The organism is Paracoccus onchidii, assembly GCF_028294535.1.
GTDB lineage: Bacteria > Pseudomonadota > Alphaproteobacteria > Rhodobacterales > Rhodobacteraceae > Paracoccus > Paracoccus onchidii.
Map to the genome: position 1 here is coordinate 85,342 of NZ_JAQBIE010000011.1, position 14,821 is coordinate 100,162.

Genomic DNA, 14,821 nt, shown 5'->3' on the forward strand with positions numbered 1-14,821 from the left:
AAAGGATCGCATCATGAAGATCACGGTCGAGGCGCTGGTCAAGGCGCCCGTCGAAACCGTCTGGCGCTGCTGGACCACGCCGCAGGATATCATGGCGTGGAACGCCGCGTCGGACGACTGGCACACGACCGCCGCCACGGTCGATCTGCGTGAAGGCGGCCGGTTTTCCTCGCGGATGGAGGCCAAGGACGGCAGCATGGGCTTTGATTTCGCGGGCATCTATCGCCGTGTCGAACCGCCCCGTCTGTTGCAGGCGGTGATGGAGGACGGGCGCGAGATTCTGGTCGAGTTCCTGCAGCAGGACGGTGCCGTTCTGGTCCGCGAAACCTTCGATGCCGAGGACCAGCATCCTGCCCAGATGCAGCGGCAGGGCTGGCAGGCGATCCTTGATCGCTTTGCCGCCCATGTCGAAAGCGTGGCCTGAACGTCGCCCGCCATCCAGGCATGAAAAAGCCCCGCTGCACTGCCATGCAACGGGGCGAGGCGTTCTGCTATAGAACTTACAGACCGGCGTAAAGCGGGAAACGCGCGCAAAGTTCCGAAACTTCGGCCTTTACCTTGGCTTCGACCTCGGCATTGCCCTCATCGCCATTGGCGGCCAGACCGTCGACGACCTCGACGATCCAGCGGGCGATCTGGCGGAACTCTTCTTCCGCGAAGCCGCGGGTGGTGCCGGCGGGGGCGCCCAGACGGATGCCCGAGGTGACGAAGGGTTTTTCCGGGTCGAAGGGCACGCCGTTCTTGTTGCAGGTGATGTGGGCGCGGCCCAATGCGGCCTCGGTCGCCTTGCCGGTCACGCCTTTCGGGCGCAGGTCGGCCAGACACAGATGGTTGTCGGTGCCGCCCGACACGATGTCGATGCCGCCCTTCATCAGCTCATCCGCCATGGCCTGCGCGTTCTTGACGACCTGCGCGGCGTAATCCTTGAACTCGGGGCGCAGGGCCTCGCCGAAGGCCACGGCCTTGGCGGCGATCACATGCATCAGCGGACCGCCCTGCAGGCCGGGGAACACGGCGCTGTTGATCTTCTTGGCGATGTCGGCGTCGTTGGTCAGCACCATGCCGCCACGCGGACCGCGCAGCGATTTGTGGGTGGTGGTGGTCACGACATGCGCATGCGGCAGCGGCGAGGGATGCTGACCACCCGCGACCAGACCGGCGATATGGGCCATGTCGACCATCAGATAGGCGCCGACCTCATCCGCGATCTTGCGGAACGCGGCCCAGTCCCAGACGCGGCTATAGGCGGTGCCGCCAGCAACGATCAGCTTGGGCTTGTTCTGACGGGCGCTTTCGGCGATCGCTTCCATGTCCAGCAGCTGGTCCTGCTGACGCACGCCATAGCTGACGACGTTGAACCATTTGCCCGACATGTTCACGGGCGAACCATGGGTCAGGTGACCGCCGGAATTCAGGTCCAGACCCATGAAGGTGTCGCCCGGCTGCAGCAGCGCCAGGAACACGGCCTGGTTCATCTGGCTGCCCGAATTGGGCTGGACGTTTGCGAATTCGCAGCCGAACAGTTCCTTGGCGCGTTCGATCGCCAGATTTTCGGCGATGTCGACATATTGGCAGCCGCCGTAATAGCGCTTGCCGGGGTAACCTTCGGCGTATTTGTTGGTCAGAACCGAACCCTGCGCCTCCATCACGGCGCGGCTGACGATGTTCTCGGATGCGATCAGCTCGATCTCGTCGCGTTGGCGGCCAAGTTCCAGGCCGATGGCTTCGGAGATTTGGGGATCACGGCTGGCCAGCGTTTCGGTGAAGAAACCGGTTTCGCGGGTGGGTGCGTTCATCTGTTTCGCATCCTCTCAGGCTAGGGGGCTGCAGGAATGGCGCTGTCATAGCGCAAGCCTGCCAAGGCTGAAAGCGACAAAACGACACCACGGCAACGAATGGCGGCACTTGTGCCAGGCAGGTGGGGGGGCTTGCCATCCCCGCGGTCGCGTCCGATGCTGCGTCCGGATCAAAGGAACGACGATACGATGACGCCTGCCATTCATTTCACCGCAAGCCATGCCGATCTCGCGCAAGAGGCATTGCGGCGGCTTTCCCTGCGCTATGGAAATTCGGCATTGGCCGAGGCCGAGATCGTTGTGGCTCTGGGCGGCGACGGGTTCATGCTGCAAACGCTTCACGCCATTCAGGGGCGTGACTTGCCCGTCTATGGCATGAATCGCGGAACGGTCGGGTTTCTGATGAACAGTTATTCCGACGAAACCTTGATGGAACGGCTGGGTGCCGCGGAAGAGGCGGTGATCAACCCGCTGCGAATGACGGCGACATGCGCCGATGGTTCGTTGCAGGAAGCCCTTGCCATCAACGAGGTCAGCCTTCTGCGCGAGGGACCGCAGGCCGCCAAGCTAAGGATCCATATCGACGGGCGCACAAGGATGGAAGAACTGGTTTGCGATGGCGCATTGGTATCCACGCCGGCGGGATCGACGGCGTACAACTATTCCGCGCATGGTCCCATTCTGCCTATCGGTTCCGAAGTTCTGGCCCTGACCGCGATTGCCCCGTTCCGACCCCGCAGATGGCGGGGGGCATTGTTGCCCAAGGCTGCGCAGGTCGAGATCGAGGTGCTGAATCCCGAACGGCGCCCGGTCATGGCGGATGCCGATTCGCGCTCGGTGCGCCATGTCACGCGTGTCAGCATCAAGAGCGCGGCGGATATTCGTCACCGGTTGCTGTTTGACAGCGGGCACGGGCTGGATGAACGCCTGTTGCGCGAGCAATTCGTCTGACCCGTCACCCGGCGCAGATCTGTTGCAGGGCCAGCCATTGCGGATCGGTCAACAAGGGTTTGCCAGTGGGCGCGGTTCGGGCGGGGTCGTTTTCGATCAGGGCCGGCACGCTGGCCCCGGTCGGATCAAGCGTCCGGGCATATGCTTCGCTGCCAAGGCCGCGTTCGGCCAGCTGTTCAAGCAAGATGTCGTCTTGTGGCCGCGGCAGGTTGCGTGACAACAATTCCTCGCCATAGCCTTCCATTGCGCTTGCCGGAATGTCCCCCAGCGTCATCAGGCGCAAGACCGCGCCAAGCCCGGCATGTTCAAGCGCGTCGCGTGTGACCCGAAGATCGTCGGTTGCCAGACCCGCGGCGACGATATGGCCTGCCGCGGCCTCTGGGCCTGCGGCACCAACCAGAAGATCCCCTCCCAGAACATACAGATTGCCGGGCAGCCTCAGCGCGCCGTTCAGTGCGCCGGGAACGACCTGAAGGATGGCGTTGTCCTCGGCCAGTTTCGGCGCCAGCCAGTCAAGCACGGCCCGGCCCGATTCGCGCTGACAGATGCTGCCGGTGCTGCGTTCGATATCGGTCAGGACCGCCTCGCCGATCTGGCGGGTCTGGGCCGGCGGCGCGATGCGGGCGGCGTGGTGGATGATGGCGTCGGGAAGCCAGATCACCAATCCGGCCAGCATGAGAACGGCTGCGATCACCGTCAGCACGCCCCGCAGACGCCCCGGATGCGCCCGGTGCATGGCGATGGCGCGCTGGACACGCTCGATCGCTTCGATCATCAGGGGATCGTCGATCTCGACCGTTTCATCGGCGCCTTGCGATCCGGGGGCATAGATCGCCGGCATCTTGCCCGCGTTAAGCCGTGTCACGGCTGGCAGGGACCAATGCGACAGCGGGCGTTCCGATTTGGGGTCTGACAGGATCAGCGTGGCATCGCCGACCGACACGATGACTTCGCGCAAGCGGGCATCGGGCGTTTCCCGCCACGATCCCTGAGCCTCGAGTCTTTGAAATTCCGTCAGCGCGGTCATGTGTATTGGTCTGCCTGCCTGTCAGGCGACCATAGCGTGAACCTGCGGCAGGTCAATGATTGCCGCAGGTCGAGCCGGTCTTGTCATTCCGCGGTATCGGGGATCTTCATGCCCTTTTCCTGTGCCAGAACGCGCATGCGGTCCTGAAGTTTTTCAAAGGCGCGCACCTCGATCTGACGAATGCGTTCGCGCGAAACGTCATAGCGGCCGGACAGGTCTTCCAGCGTCATGGGGTCATCGCGCAGGCGGCGTTCCATCAGGATGTCTTTTTCGCGGTCGTTCAGCGCGTCCATCGCATCGATCAGCATTTGCCGCCGGGTGTCCAGTTCTTCGGTCTCGGCATAGCTTTCGGCCTGATTTGCGTCTTCGTCTTCCAACCAGTCCTGCCATTGGGCGGTCGAATCACCATCCGCCGACCCGACCGTCGCGTTCAGCGAGGCATCACCCCCCGACATGCGGCGATTCATCTCGATCACTTCGCGTTCGGTCACATTCAGATCATTGGCGATCTGCTTGACGTTTTCGGGCCGCAGATCACCGTCTTCCAGTGCGCCGATCTTGGACTTGGCCTTGCGCAGGTTGAAGAACAGTTTCTTCTGCGCACTGGTGGTGCCCATTTTGACCAGCGACCATGACCGCAGGATATATTCCTGAATCGATGCGCGGATCCACCACATCGCATAGGTCGCCAGCCGGAATCCCTTGTCGGGGTCGAAACGCTTGACCGCCTGCATCAGCCCGACATTGGCTTCAGAAATGACCTCGGCCTGGGGCAGACCGTAGCCGCGATAACCCATCGCGATCTTTGCGGCCAGGCGCAAATGGCTTGTTACCATCTTGTGCGCGGCCTCGCTGTCCTCATGGTCGACCCAGGCCTTGGCCAACATGTATTCCTCTTCCGGTTCCAAAAGGGGAAACTTGCGGATTTCCTGAAGATAGCGGTTCAGCCCCTGTTCGGGGCTTGGCGCGGGAAGGTTACCGTAATTTGCCATGTCAGTGGCCTTTCGCAGAGTTCGGGCAACGCACCCACCTAAACCACGGTTCCGCCGTGAGGGGGCCGGACATTAGGATGGTCGGGTTTCGCGAACTATTCTGTCCTGTTTCGAAGGCGCTGTAACGTGGTGATGAATCACGATCCTGTCAAGGTGCCGTGTTCCGCAGATCGTCCAGCAAGGCCTGCATATCGTCGGGCAGGGCGCTGTCAAATGACATCGCGTCCCCGCTGACGGGATGGTCAAAGCCCAGATGGGCTGCGTGCAGGGCCTGCCGGGGAAAGGTCGAAATCGCCTGCGCCGCCGATCCCAGCGCCTTGCCGGTGGCGCGTCTTGCGCCGCCATAAACCGGATCGCCGACCAGCCCCAGGCCGGCATAGGCCATGTGGACCCGGATCTGATGTGTTCGCCCGGTTTCCAGCCGGCATTCCACCAGCATTGCCGCAGGCGGACTGCCGAATGATTGCAGCAGGCGTGCGCGGGTCACGGCGTGACGGCCCTTGTCGAAATAGACGGCCTGCTTCTGACGGTCGGTCGCGTGCCGTGTCAGCCGAGAGGTGATCTTGAGCACCGCACCATCTTCGAAGCTGATCCCGGCCAACCCGCGCAGCCTTGGATCGGCGCCGTCGATCACGCCATGCGCAATGGCAAGATATTTGCGTTGCGCGCTATGGGCTTCGAACTGGGCTGCCAGCCCGTGATGCGCGCGATCGGATTTTGCCACGACCAGCAATCCCGACGTATCCTTGTCGATCCGATGCACGATGCCGGGACGGCGCTCGCCGCCGATGCCTGACAGGCTGTCCCCGCAATGGGCCAGCAATGCATTGACCAACGTGCCCGAAGGGCTGCCGGGCGCTGGATGGACGACCATTCCCGCCGGCTTGTCGACAACGACCAGATCCTGGTCTTCATAGGCGATCTGCAGCGGGATTGCCTCGGGCAGTGTTTCGACGGGTTCGGCGCTTGGCAGGGCGATGTGATATTGATCCCCTTCGCGGACGCGGGCCTTGCCGTCGCGCACCACGCCTTCGGGGCCGCTGATTGCGCCTTGCTGGATCAGCCGCGCCAGCCGTGATCGTGAAAGCGCGGCTTCTGCTGGCACAGCCATGGCAAGCGCCTTATCAAGCCGTTCGGGCGGCTGGGCCGGGATGGTGATAACGAGGTTGGACATGAGCGAAGATGATAACGACTGGAATGCGGCTGCGAAAGCGGTGCCGGAACTGAGATTTCTAAAGACCCTTGTGACCGGCCTGACCCTTGTCATGGGGCTGGGAATGGTCGCAATCGTCGCATTGTTGTGGCTGCGACTGGGTCAGCCGGTCCTGCCCGATCTGCCTGACAACATCGATCTGCCGTCCGGCACCACCGCAACCGCCATTACCTTTGCCGGCGAGCGGATCGTGGTGATGACCTCTGACAGCCGCGTCCTGGTCTATGACAGGGCAGGGCGCTTGCATGGCAGCGCCGCGCTTGATGTCGCGGTGCCGGGGGATCAGTCGCCCTGACGCCCGGCCTCGATCGCGTCGAGACGCGCCTTGAGTTCGGCGTTTTCGGTGCGGGCCTTGATCGCCATGTCGCGCACGGCTTCGAATTCTTCGCGTGTCACGAAATCGCGATCGGCCAACCAACGCTCGATCCAGCCGTTCATGGCGGTTTCGGCCTCGGATTTGGCGCCTTGTGCGACACCCATCGCATTTGTCATCAGCTTCGAGAAATCGTCGAAAAACTTATTCTGTGTCGTCATTTGGCGTGACCCTTGTGGCTTGGTTGCCCCCTATATGGGCCGGTCGGTGTCCGGGTTCAATGTTGACACTGCCCACGGCGCAGCTAGCGTGCGCGGCGAATCCGACACCGAGGCCCCATGATCCCCTTTCCCAATATCAGCCCCGAGATTTTCACGATTGAACTGGGCGGCCTGTCGCTTTCGCTGCGCTGGTATGCGGTCGCATATCTGGCAGGATTGCTGATCGGCTGGCAGCTGATGATGCGCATGATGCGCAGCCAGCGTATCTGGGGCGATGGTGCGCCGATGAAACCGGAAGAGGTCGATGACCTGCTGACCTGGATCATCCTGGGTGTCATCCTTGGGGGGCGTCTTGGATTCGTGCTGTTTTACGAACCGGGATTCTACCTGTCCAATCCGGCCGAGATCCTGAGGATCTGGCAAGGCGGGATGAGCTTTCATGGCGGGTTCGCCGGGGTTGTCCTTGCCTCTTGGTGGTTTTGCAGGTCGCGCGGTATCGCGCCGATGCGCTTGGCCGATGCGATGGCGGTGGTTGCGCCGATCGGTCTGTTCTTTGGACGGATCGCGAATTTCATCAATGCCGAACTGTGGGGGCGGCCGACCGATCTGCCGTGGGGCGTCGTGTTTCCGGGCGAGGCTGCGCAATCCTGTGTCGGTGTGGCCGGTTTGTGCGCGCGACATCCAAGCCAGCTGTATGAGGCGGGGCTTGAAGGTGTTCTGCTGGGGCTGGTGTTGTGGGCCATCCTTCGGCGTGGCGGCCTGATGCGCCCCGGTCTGTCGCTTGGCGTGTTTCTGACCGGCTACGGGTTGGCGCGGATGTTCGTCGAACTGTTCCGCGTTGCCGATGCGCAATTCATCACGCCAGACAATCCGCTGGGGCATGTGGTCGGCGGGCCGGTGATCGGTCTGTCGATGGGGCAGCTGCTGTCATTGCCCATGGTTCTGGTCGGGCTGTTCTTCATGGTGCGGGCCAGGCGCCGCCCTGCGGTGGCCGAAACCGCATGACGGCGCTTGCGGACATGATCGTGCAGCGCATCAGGGCGACCGGCCCGATGACCATTGCCGATTACATGGAGCTTTGCCTTATGCATCCGCGGCACGGCTATTACGCGACCCGCGATCCATTCGGTCGCGATGGCGATTTCGTGACCGCGCCAGAGATGTCGCAGATCTTCGGCGAGATGTGCGGTCTGGCTTTGGCGCAGGCTTGGCTGGATCAGGGTGCGCCCAGCCCTTTTACCCTGTCCGAGCTTGGGCCGGGGCGTGGCACCCTGATGAATGACATGCGTCGCGCGATACAGGCGGCACCGGGTGCCCGTGATGCCGCGCAGATCGCCCTGGTCGAACGTTCACCATATTTGCGTCAGCGGCAGCGCGAAACGCTGGGACCGGTGCTTCATGTCGACGATGTGACGCAACTGCCTGAACAGCCACTGTTTCTTGTGGCAAATGAGTTCTTCGATGCGCTGCCGATCCGTCAGTTTCAGCGGGTCGAGACCGGGTGGGCCGAGCGTGTGATCGGGTTGGACGATGCCGGGTTGCGCTTCGGGCTTGCTCCGGCGGTCGATCTGCCCCGCAGCGGCAATATCGGTGACGTGATCGAGGATTGCGCCGCCGCAACGGCGATCATGACCACGCTTGCACGCCGAATCGCAAGGCATGGCGGTGCCGCGATCATCATTGATTATGGCGGTTGGAACGGGGTCGGTGATACGTTTCAGGCCGTGCGCGGCCACCGCCCGGAAAATCCGCTTGCCAATCCCGGTGACGCCGACCTGACCGCGCATGTCGATTTTGCGCCCCTTGCGGCGGCAGCGTTCCGCGCCGGGGTGCAGGTGTCGCGCCCGATCCATCAGGGGGATTGGCTGCTGTCGCTTGGTGCCGAGGCACGGGCGCGTAAACTGGAGGCAGCCGGGGACCGGGGCGCGATGTCTGCGCTAGCACGGTTGACGCATGCCGATGAAATGGGTCACCTGTTCAAAGCAATGGCCATCTGGCCGAAAGGGGCACCCGCGGTGCCCGGATTCGACGTTCTGGGGCAGCATGCAGACAACGCTTGAGATTCTGACCCATCCGCTGCTTGGCGATGTGAAACATGGGTTTTTCACCCGCAAGGGCGGGGCATCCTCTGGCCTGTTCGCAGGCTTGAATTGCGGTCGCCGTTCCAGTGATCAATCTGATATGGTGATGGTCAATCGTGGTCGTGTCGCAACGGCAATGGGGGTGGCACCCGATGCCTTGGCGACGGTCAAGCAAGTGCATTCGGCGGATGCCGTGGTATTGGGCGACGGTCTCGATCCTGCGCAGGTGCGTGACGTCAAGGCGGACGGCATCGTGACGACGCGGCGCGACGTGGCCTTGGCGGTTCTGACAGCGGATTGCCAACCGGTTCTCATGGCAGATCGCGACGCCGGGGTTATCGGCGCTTGCCACGCCGGTTGGCGTGGCGCATTGGCGGGTGTGATCGAGGCGACGGTTCAGGAAATGCGCAATCTCGGTGCCCGGAATATCCGCGCCGTCATAGGCCCTACGATCAGCCAGTCCGCCTATGAGGTCGGCGAGGATTTCATGCAGGATTTTCTTGCCGAGGATCCGGAATTCCATCGCTTTTTCAGCGGCGGCCCGAACGGTCGGCCGATGTTCGATCTGCCATCATTCGGACTGTCCAGATTGCGTGATTGCGGGGTCGAGGCCGAATGGTCGCGCCACTGCACCTATTCCGACCCCGAGCGTTTTTTCAGCTATCGGCGGGCAACCCATGAGGGGCAGGCCGATTACGGCAGATTGATTTCGGCGATATCGCTCAGGTTTTCGTGAATTCTGGGAATGATGCGTTATGCCCTGTTATAGCTGTTCTTTTTCAGGGCTGATCTTATGATCAGATTTGCCATTGCCCCGATCAGCGCAGCGATTTGACCCAGCAGAAGTCCGATCAGTCCAAGGGCGGTCAGTGCCAGATCCGAGAAACGGCTCAGCAATCGAAGGCTTTTTGATTTTCCAAGAACATTCAATGATTTGCGCGTGTTTTTTCCAGTTACTTCTGACAACCTTGCAAGTTGCCTCAGCTCTGACGGGTTATCGGCAAGGCGCAGGATGGGAATGATCTCGGGGACCGAGCTGTGCCGCGCGATGATACCAAGATCTGCAAGAATTTCACCAAGGTCACTTGTCGGCCTTGCGCCCCGCGCGACATCTTGCAGGGCCTTTTGCATGCCGGGCGACAATGCTCGTGCCCGTCGGGCACTGCGCAGTATCGTGGCGGATGCCTTGACTGAAACGGTGCTGCCGGCACTGATCAATGCGCCACCTGTTGCCGCCAGGCCAACCGACGCCAGCGCGACCTCGACCGTATCGACCTCGGCCCCGGTCAGTTTCGCCTTGGCCTGTCGCGCCAACGCCGCAACGTCACCGGCAGGGGACATCTCGAACGGCACTGCGCAAGCCGCGACCATTTGCAGGCTGGGGCAATCATTCAGGTCAATCATGCAGCGACCACAATCATTCACCGTCGCCAAGACGCCTTGGTGTTCCTGTTGAAGCTGGTCAGCGCGGGCGGTCAGATCTGCGGGGAGGGCGATACCGTGATCCTGTGCCAAGGACCGCAACAATGTCAGCTCTTGCAGGTCGCGATTGAGCAAGGCGGTTTCGACCCGTGGCGCCAGCCAATCCTCCGTGACTGTTCCGGCAACGGCGGTTTCAATCTGCAATCTGGCCTGATCTGCCGACGCGGCAACATAAGGGGCGAGAAACGGGTTTCGGGACAATGTCCAGATCAAGGCGGCAATAGTTACGGCGGTCCAGGACAGCAATGCCACTCGGGCGATGGCGCGCAAAAGATCAAACGCTGTTTTGTTTTTGTTGCGTGAATCGTCCTTCGGCGCCCGCAGGGTCATCAGGCGGCCGGCAGGTGCAGGAACGGGGATCAGCCTGCCTCGCGAATGCGGGCCTCGACGACCTCGAAGGGCACGCCGGGTTCGTCTTTTGCGCCACGAATGACAAGCGAAGTCTTGACGCTGGCAACATTGGGCGCGGCGGTCAGATCATCGGTCAGAAAACGCTGAAAGGTCGACAGATCGGGTGAAACGCATTTCAGGATAAAATCGATCTCGCCGTTCAGCATGTGGCATTCGCGCACAAGCGGCCAGTCCTGGATCAGCGTCTCGAATGCCGACAGGTCGCGTTCCGATTGTGATGCAAGCCGCACCATCGCAAAGACCTGAACTTCAAAGCCCATTTCCCGCGAATCGATATCGGCGTGATAGCCGCGAATGAAGCCCATCTCTTCCAGTGTGCGGACCCGACGCAGGCAGGGCGGGGCCGAAATCCCGACCCGTCGGGCCAACTCGACATTGGTCATGCGCCCGTCGCTTTGCAGTTCGGCCAGAATCTTGCGGTCGATCTCGTCCAGTTTTGCGCCGGCCATGCTGCCCGTTACCCCTTGGTCTTCTGATTTGCCGGAAACTACAATGTGCGCCCCTGACGCGCAACATTGTTTCTGTGGATAGCTTGGGTTCGCAGGCATTGCAGCGGCGGCCGGGGATGTTTACCTAAGCCGCCAACGCAAGATCGGGGAACTAGGCTGATGACTGACAGCACGCATGTGAAACTTTTGATCGTCGGGTCGGGGCCTGCGGGTTATACGGCCGCCGTCTATGGGGCGCGCGCCATGCTGGAGCCGATGCTGATTCAGGGGATGCAGCCCGGCGGACAGCTGACCATCACGACCGAGGTCGAGAACTGGCCTGGCGAAACCGAAATCCAGGGTCCCGACCTGATGGTCAAGATGGAAGAGCATGCGCGTCAGATGGGGACGAATATCGTCACGGATATGGTGACGCGGCTGGACCTGCAGCAGCGCCCCTTTGTCGCCGAATGCGACAGCGGCAAACGGGTGACGGCTGATGCCGTTGTTCTGGCGACGGGCGCACAGGCGCGTTGGCTGGGTCTGCCAAGCGAAGAAAGGTTCAAGGGTTTCGGGGTCAGCGCATGTGCAACTTGTGACGGATTCTTCTATCGTAACCGCGAAGTGCTGGTGATTGGCGGCGGCAATACCGCCGTTGAAGAAGCGCTGTTCCTGACCAAGTTTGCCAGCAAGGTAACCTTGGTGCATCGTCGTGATAGTCTGCGCGCGGAAAAGATCCTGCAGCAGCGTCTGTTCAACAATCCGAAGGTTGAAATCATCTGGGATCACGAACTGACCGAAGTTCAGGGGACCGAAAATCCGATGGGTGTCACCGGTGCCGTGCTGACCTCGACCAAGGATGGAGCGACTCGGCAGGTTACCGCTGACGGGGTGTTCGTTGCGATTGGCCACGCACCGGCAAGCGAACTGGTCAAGGACCAGCTCGAATTGCATAACGGCGGCTATGTAAAGGTCGAAGCCGGCTCGACCCGGACGTCGGTTCCCGGGGTGTTCGCGGCTGGCGATCTGACCGACCATGTGTACCGTCAGGCTGTGACCAGCGCCGGAATGGGCTGCATGGCGGCATTGGATGCCGAACATTTTCTTGCCTCGATTGACGAGGCCGGTGCACCCGATCCTGCCCATGGCGAATTGCCCGAAGACGTGCCTGTCAGCTGATCCGGATCATGGATATTGCGGGCGCAAGCTGTCCGCAATATCCGCAGGCCGGCAAGGGTGCCTTGTCTTTGCCGTGTGCCCAAATGCCTGTCCCATTCTCAAAGGAATGAATCGCCGAACATGTCAGCGCCCCATCAGATCCGTATCCCCCAGCTATTCGTATCGCCCGAGTCCGCCCTGGCGCTCGAAGAGGATGCGGGTCGGATCTTGTCCTGGACCCTGAGCGAAGCCCAGGCCAGCGAACTGGACTTGTTGATGAATGGCGGCCTGTTCCCCTTGAAGGGGTTCCTGAGCCAAGCCGACTATGACAGTGTTCTGTCCGATATGCAGCTGTCCTCGGGGCAATTCTGGCCCATGCCGCTGACCCTGGATGTTACCACCGCCTTCGCGGATGATGTCGAACCCGGAATGGATATCGCGTTGCGTGACTGCGATGGTGCGGTGTTGGCGATCATGTCGGTGACGGATAAATGGCGGCCTGACCGGGAACATGAGGCGAGAACAGTCTTTGCGTCATCGGCCTCGACGGATCCCCGTGCGCAGACATTTCTGCAAACGACCCGACCGATATATCTGGGCGGAAAGGTCAAGGGCATTCGGGCTAGGACAACGGAAAACCAGCCCCTCATGCCGTCTGGTCCCAATGGCTTGCGATCGTATTTTCATGAACATGGCGCCATGTCTGTCGCGTTCCATGCGATAGATGAAAGGCTGGATGCGGGGCGGATCGCTGAACTTGTTGCTGCCGCACGGGATGTTCAGGCGAAATGTCTGATCCACCTTGTGGCTGATTCAAGCATAGCTGGGCAAGCTGATGACATTGCGGGTCAATATGCCACGGCCGACAACGCCGCTTCAGCGATACAGCCATTTGTCGTTTCGGCGGAACATCTTCGGCCCGGGGCGGGGCTGCGCTATCTGTTGTGGCTGGGCCTGATCGCGCGCAATCATGGTGCAACGCATGTCTTGATCCCGCGCGACACAAACCTTGCGCCGCACGCGCGGGAAAAGAGTTTGCGACAGCTTTCTGCGTCACTGGGCAGTCGGGCTGGTGTCACATTCGTAACGCTTTGACATCCCACTCGGGAAGGGCTGCCGGACACGCAAGGATTCATTCCAGCCGGTCGGAACCACAATTCGATGGTCCGGCCTCATGCGTGATCGAGGATGCCTTCGAATTTCGTGCCGACCAAAGCTGCGGCGCATTCGCCGCGATTCCTGATCATCTGGGCCGGTGGGCGTTTTACAATCTTGTTCATGCGGATGCTGGTTGACACATGCGGCAAGTCCAGAAAGCGAAAAACCTCGTCTATGATCTTCTTTCGGCGTGGCTCGGATGAATAGAACTCATCATATCGGATCTTGTAGACGCGATCTTCCGGCACTCGGTTCAGGGTTTTCTTCAACAGGTCATTTTCGGCGGAAATCGTGGTCAGGTGATCGGCAATTCGCGTGGGGTCCACGTCAATTGGCTCGGGCTCTTTCTGACCGTCCTTGTTGTGAAACACGACACCCGTCTGGTTCAGCAACTGCCATGAAACGAAACGCCCCAGGACATCATCGCGCAGCAACCCGATCACCTTCACGTCATGGCGCGTCTGGGGCCAGTTTTCCTGACCATGCTCCGACATCAATGTTGCGAATTCCTTGAAGCCAAGGGTCTTGATGCGCCCTAGCGGTTTTGCCTCCCTGGGTTTCAGCCGCAGCCATCGACCTGCGGTCCGACCCGCAACAAGTCCACGCAGCAATCCCGATTTCCGGGATACGCCGTCCAGATAGGCGGATGTGTCATTGGGGTACAGGTTCAGCCGGTCACGGATCTGGCGCACCCGGTTCCATTTTCCAAGCACTTCACCGATGTTCAGCGCATTGGGATGCTGGTTCAGCAAGTTCACAAGTGTATTCGAACCACTCCGGCCAAGTGTCAGAACAACGTGTCTTTGCATATGTTCCCTGTCATTTCTTGCGGCGTGCCCCGCGGAGGTCAATCCTTACACATCATACGGGCTTCGGCCTACGCGTCGAGCCTTCTGGCGGGGCGGTCATCCCAGCTTCGGAAATGTGTCACATTCACGGCAATCCAAAACCCTCGGGATGAATTTCGCGGCAATGTCGGCTGCAAAAAAGAATGAAGGGTGCGGGAACCTGCGATCGATCCATATTCGGCAGACGGCGCAGTATGGTCGGGAACAACTGACATGAAGGGTGCGGACGACAGGGTTGGTTCCTGATCCGCGACCATTTCGCCGCTCTGCCGGGTTTTGACCCGGGTTTCATGCCTGGCGGCTTTTCGCATTTGGCCGGGATCTTTCCGCCTGCAAGCGGAGCCAGCAACCGATGCCATGAGTCCGGAGGTTTCCATTGCGATAGCTACTCCCGGCGCCCACCCTGCTGCGGGCCAGTTCCGACCTGCAGTTCCGTGACCGCCGGATCGGTTGTCCGGGACGCGGTGGGCGAGGTGCCAGCACGTGCGCCGCGTATTGTTTTCGATCGCGATGCGTGCCCGGCTGCCGTTCTCCGCTGGGTGGATGCCGTATCTCTTGACCAGTCCGACCGTTGTCAGACCCATCGCTTGGGTCACTTTCGCATTGAACTTGGCACAATGGCGCCTGCGTTTGGCCATCCCGGCACAATTTTCCCCCGGCGCAAAAGCTTGGCGGCCGGCCCCAGGTTTCGCAACCACCTCTGAAAATGTGGCCCGGCTTTCTTTCTTGGTTAGGGCGCAAC

The 14,821-nt window shown here is 61.1% G+C and carries 16 protein-coding genes; 8 read left to right on the top strand and 8 right to left on the bottom strand.

All coding sequences use genetic code 11. The features are described from left to right. The first annotated feature begins 13 nt into the window (after positions 1–13). Positions 14–424 (top strand): SRPBCC family protein, encoded by a 411-nt coding sequence (locus PAF17_RS10185; RefSeq protein ID WP_271888985.1) that lies wholly within the window; start codon positions 14–16, stop codon positions 422–424. A 76-nt stretch (positions 425–500) separates the two neighbouring features. Here PAF17_RS10185 and glyA read toward each other — a convergent pair whose 3' ends face one another. After that, entirely contained in the window at positions 501–1,796 is a 1,296-nt protein-coding gene (glyA, locus tag PAF17_RS10190; protein WP_271888986.1) for a serine hydroxymethyltransferase, read from the bottom strand. Between the two features lie 189 nt (positions 1,797–1,985). Between glyA and PAF17_RS10195 the strand changes: the two genes are divergently transcribed. Beyond that, entirely contained in the window at positions 1,986–2,747 is a 762-nt protein-coding gene (locus PAF17_RS10195) for an NAD kinase (protein ID WP_271888987.1), read from the top strand. 4 nt (positions 2,748–2,751) lie between these two features. On the opposite strand, the gene PAF17_RS10200 is transcribed toward PAF17_RS10195, so the two are convergent. The 3 genes from PAF17_RS10200 to PAF17_RS10210 form a co-directional block, all read right to left on the bottom strand. Further along, a complete protein-coding gene (locus PAF17_RS10200) occupies positions 2,752–3,774 on the bottom strand; it encodes a hypothetical protein (RefSeq protein WP_271888988.1) in 1,023 nt (340 codons plus the stop codon). Positions 3,775–3,857: 83 nt separating this feature from the next. Then, positions 3,858–4,766 carry an RNA polymerase sigma factor RpoH gene (gene rpoH / locus PAF17_RS10205; RefSeq protein WP_271888989.1) on the bottom strand — a complete coding sequence of 303 codons (909 nt, stop codon included), beginning with the start codon at positions 4,764–4,766 and terminating at the stop codon, positions 3,858–3,860. Positions 4,767–4,914: 148 nt separating this feature from the next. Further along, positions 4,915–5,940: an RluA family pseudouridine synthase gene (locus tag PAF17_RS10210; RefSeq protein WP_271888990.1), complete on the bottom strand. Its 1,026-nt coding sequence runs from the start codon at positions 5,938–5,940 to the stop codon at positions 4,915–4,917. Here PAF17_RS10210 and PAF17_RS10215 point away from each other — a divergent pair. Beyond that, the gene (locus tag PAF17_RS10215; RefSeq protein ID WP_271888991.1) at positions 5,939–6,274 is read left to right on the top strand and encodes a DUF6476 family protein; all 336 of its coding nucleotides are present in this window, start codon (positions 5,939–5,941) and stop codon (positions 6,272–6,274) included. The genes PAF17_RS10210 and PAF17_RS10215 overlap by 2 nt on opposite strands. Here the strand turns inward: PAF17_RS10215 and PAF17_RS10220 are convergent. Then, on the bottom strand, positions 6,262–6,513 hold the full coding sequence (locus PAF17_RS10220) for an accessory factor UbiK family protein (RefSeq protein ID WP_271888992.1): 252 nt from the start codon (positions 6,511–6,513) through the stop codon (positions 6,262–6,264). The genes PAF17_RS10215 and PAF17_RS10220 overlap by 13 nt on opposite strands. Before the next feature lie 117 nt (positions 6,514–6,630). On the opposite strand from PAF17_RS10220, the gene lgt reads away from it, so the two are divergent. Genes lgt through pgeF form a run of 3 tightly spaced genes read left to right on the top strand, consistent with a single transcriptional unit; the run spans position 6,631 to position 9,330 of the window. Beyond that, positions 6,631–7,518, top strand: a complete 888-nt coding sequence (gene lgt, locus PAF17_RS10225) for a prolipoprotein diacylglyceryl transferase (protein ID WP_271888993.1) — start codon at positions 6,631–6,633, stop codon at positions 7,516–7,518. Beyond that, a complete protein-coding gene (locus PAF17_RS10230; RefSeq protein ID WP_271888994.1) occupies positions 7,515–8,573 on the top strand; it encodes a class I SAM-dependent methyltransferase in 1,059 nt (352 codons plus the stop codon). Before lgt ends, PAF17_RS10230 begins: the two co-directional genes overlap by 4 nt. Next, complete coding sequence (pgeF, locus tag PAF17_RS10235) at positions 8,557–9,330, top strand: peptidoglycan editing factor PgeF (protein ID WP_271888995.1); 774 nt, start codon at positions 8,557–8,559, stop codon at positions 9,328–9,330. Before PAF17_RS10230 ends, pgeF begins: the two co-directional genes overlap by 17 nt. Before the next feature lie 17 nt (positions 9,331–9,347). Here pgeF and PAF17_RS10240 read toward each other — a convergent pair whose 3' ends face one another. Further along, entirely contained in the window at positions 9,348–10,406 is a 1,059-nt protein-coding gene (locus PAF17_RS10240) for a hypothetical protein (protein WP_271888996.1), read from the bottom strand. A 29-nt stretch (positions 10,407–10,435) separates the two neighbouring features. Next, positions 10,436–10,936 carry an Lrp/AsnC family transcriptional regulator gene (locus PAF17_RS10245; protein ID WP_271888997.1) on the bottom strand — a complete coding sequence of 167 codons (501 nt, stop codon included), beginning with the start codon at positions 10,934–10,936 and terminating at the stop codon, positions 10,436–10,438. Between the two features lie 159 nt (positions 10,937–11,095). Here PAF17_RS10245 and trxB point away from each other — a divergent pair, with 159 nt between their 5' ends. Both trxB and PAF17_RS10255 read left to right on the top strand, forming a co-directional pair. Continuing rightward, positions 11,096–12,094, top strand: coding sequence for a thioredoxin-disulfide reductase (trxB, locus tag PAF17_RS10250; RefSeq protein WP_271888998.1), 999 nt, complete (start codon positions 11,096–11,098; stop codon positions 12,092–12,094). 120 nt (positions 12,095–12,214) lie between these two features. Beyond that, positions 12,215–13,168 (top strand): bifunctional sulfate adenylyltransferase/adenylylsulfate kinase, encoded by a 954-nt coding sequence (locus tag PAF17_RS10255; protein WP_271888999.1) that lies wholly within the window; start codon positions 12,215–12,217, stop codon positions 13,166–13,168. A 77-nt stretch (positions 13,169–13,245) separates the two neighbouring features. Here the strand turns inward: PAF17_RS10255 and PAF17_RS10260 are convergent, their stop codons facing one another. After that, positions 13,246–14,040, bottom strand: a complete 795-nt coding sequence (locus PAF17_RS10260) for a sulfotransferase domain-containing protein (RefSeq protein WP_271889000.1) — start codon at positions 14,038–14,040, stop codon at positions 13,246–13,248. Positions 14,041–14,821: the final 781 nt, after the last annotated feature.

Excerpts from the sequence above, each read along its gene's own strand:
- PAF17_RS10185 (WP_271888985.1), top strand. The coding sequence starts at position 14 with ATGAAGATCACGGTCGAGGCGCTGGTCAAGGCGCCCGTCGAAACCGTC.
- glyA (WP_271888986.1), bottom strand. The coding sequence starts at position 1,796 with ATGAACGCACCCACCCGCGAAACCGGTTTCTTCACCGAAACGCTGGCC.
- PAF17_RS10195 (WP_271888987.1), top strand. The coding sequence starts at position 1,986 with ATGACGCCTGCCATTCATTTCACCGCAAGCCATGCCGATCTCGCGCAA.
- PAF17_RS10200 (WP_271888988.1), bottom strand. The coding sequence starts at position 3,774 with ATGACCGCGCTGACGGAATTTCAAAGACTCGAGGCTCAGGGATCGTGG.
- rpoH (WP_271888989.1), bottom strand. The coding sequence starts at position 4,766 with ATGGCAAATTACGGTAACCTTCCCGCGCCAAGCCCCGAACAGGGGCTG.
- PAF17_RS10215 (WP_271888991.1), top strand. The coding sequence starts at position 5,939 with ATGAGCGAAGATGATAACGACTGGAATGCGGCTGCGAAAGCGGTGCCG.
- PAF17_RS10210 (WP_271888990.1), bottom strand. The coding sequence starts at position 5,940 with ATGTCCAACCTCGTTATCACCATCCCGGCCCAGCCGCCCGAACGGCTT.
- PAF17_RS10220 (WP_271888992.1), bottom strand. The coding sequence starts at position 6,513 with ATGACGACACAGAATAAGTTTTTCGACGATTTCTCGAAGCTGATGACA.
- lgt (WP_271888993.1), top strand. The coding sequence starts at position 6,631 with ATGATCCCCTTTCCCAATATCAGCCCCGAGATTTTCACGATTGAACTG.
- PAF17_RS10230 (WP_271888994.1), top strand. The coding sequence starts at position 7,515 with ATGACGGCGCTTGCGGACATGATCGTGCAGCGCATCAGGGCGACCGGC.
- pgeF (WP_271888995.1), top strand. The coding sequence starts at position 8,557 with ATGCAGACAACGCTTGAGATTCTGACCCATCCGCTGCTTGGCGATGTG.
- PAF17_RS10240 (WP_271888996.1), bottom strand. The coding sequence starts at position 10,406 with ATGACCCTGCGGGCGCCGAAGGACGATTCACGCAACAAAAACAAAACA.
- PAF17_RS10245 (WP_271888997.1), bottom strand. The coding sequence starts at position 10,936 with ATGGCCGGCGCAAAACTGGACGAGATCGACCGCAAGATTCTGGCCGAA.
- trxB (WP_271888998.1), top strand. The coding sequence starts at position 11,096 with ATGACTGACAGCACGCATGTGAAACTTTTGATCGTCGGGTCGGGGCCT.
- PAF17_RS10255 (WP_271888999.1), top strand. The coding sequence starts at position 12,215 with ATGTCAGCGCCCCATCAGATCCGTATCCCCCAGCTATTCGTATCGCCC.
- PAF17_RS10260 (WP_271889000.1), bottom strand. The coding sequence starts at position 14,040 with ATGCAAAGACACGTTGTTCTGACACTTGGCCGGAGTGGTTCGAATACA.